Genomic DNA, 1,496 nt, shown 5'->3' with positions numbered 1-1,496 from the left:
CGTCGGCAACCTCTCTCTCCCTCCTTAAAATGATTATCATTTTTATTGACTGTATATTTTATTCTCTGGAAGTCCCTAACAGCGTGACACTATGGCAGAAAAATGGCCAAAAACTTACTACCTTTACAGGACACAGTGGTGGAGTCAATCAAGTTACTTTCAGCCCTGATGGTCGTACCCTTGCATCTGCTAGTCAAGATAAGACGGTAAAACTATGGCAAATTGACCGCCCTTGGCAGACCATTCTCTCTGGACATCAGGCTGGTGTCAATCGCGTCAACTTCTCACCCGATGGTAAAGAGATCGCTACCGCTAGTGATGACGGAACGGTGAAACTTTGGAATCAGCAGGGTAAACAGATTAAATCGCTGAAGAAGATCAATAATTCCAAAATCTGGGACGTGAATTTTAGCCCAGATGGTCAGATAATTGCTGCTGTCAGTTCTAACGAAGGGGTGGTGAGACTGTGGAATCGGCAAGGTAAGCTACTGAATATTTTATTAAAGCATAGCGATCGCATCCAAAGTGTGAGTTTCAGTCCAGACAGCAAGACAATTGCCACCTCTAGTGATGACGGAATGATTAAACTTTGGAATCAGCAGGGTCAGTTGCTTAGAACTTTAAACCATAGCGCAGCTGTCTATAGCGTCAGTTTTAGTCGAGACGGCAAGATAATCGCTACTAGTAGTGAAGACAAAACAGTAAAACTCTGGAATCGGCAAGGTCAGTTACTTAGAACTTTAAACCATAACGCTGCTGTTTACAGCGTCAGTTTTAGCCCTGATAGTCAGACCCTTGCCAGTGCTGGTGCAGATGATAGAGTAAAACTTTGGCAGCTTGACGGTCGTGCGATCAGCAGTCTCGATGGACATCTGGCTGCAATTTGGCAAGTAACTTTCAGTCCTGATGGTCAAATGATTGCCACAGCTAGTGATGATAAAACAGTGAAACTTTGGCACAAAGACGGGACTTTGATTATTACTCTGACTGGTAACAGTGGTGAGATCAATGGGATCAGTTTTAGCCCTGATGGTAAGACTCTCGTTTCTGGCAGTAAAGATGGTACAGCAATTTTGTGGAATGTGGAAAATCTCACTCTAGATAGTTTGATGGGGCGTGGGTGCGATTGGCTGCATGATTATCTAGCCAATAATTCTCAAGGGCAAAGCGATCTTTGTGATGGAGTTAAAACTCAGGCTAAATATTGAGTTAGCCAATTTTCACTATTATTTCAGGTGGTCAAATACTTCAAGAAAAGTAATAAACCTTAAATACTTTTTTGCATAAAAAGAATCAAAACTATAGATAACAATAACAGCATCAACCAGAGAGGAAATCACAGTGGCTAAAAAATCAACAGGCTGGGTACCAGACTACCCCGATTTTCGAGACTACCGCATGGACGAAATCAACCAGAAGTTAACCATCGCAGTCCAAGATATACAGATAAGTAATGATAATGATAATGATTTACAAAGTAGTATAGAAGAATTGTT

Annotated in this window: 1 protein-coding gene; it reads left to right on the top strand. The window is 41.7% G+C overall.

The genetic code is table 11. The features are described from left to right. A partial coding sequence (locus GNF10_RS36795) for a WD40 repeat domain-containing protein (RefSeq protein ID WP_221644708.1) occupies nucleotides 1–1,208 on the top strand: 1,208 nt, incomplete at its 5' end. Nucleotides 1,209–1,496: the final 288 nt, after the last annotated feature.

The organism is Nostoc sp. UCD121 (genome assembly GCF_014222285.1).
Taxonomy (GTDB): Bacteria; Cyanobacteriota; Cyanobacteriia; order Cyanobacteriales; family Nostocaceae; genus Nostoc.
The sequence above is the reverse complement of the archived record's forward strand: the minus strand, read 5'-3'. Positions and strand labels throughout refer to the sequence as shown.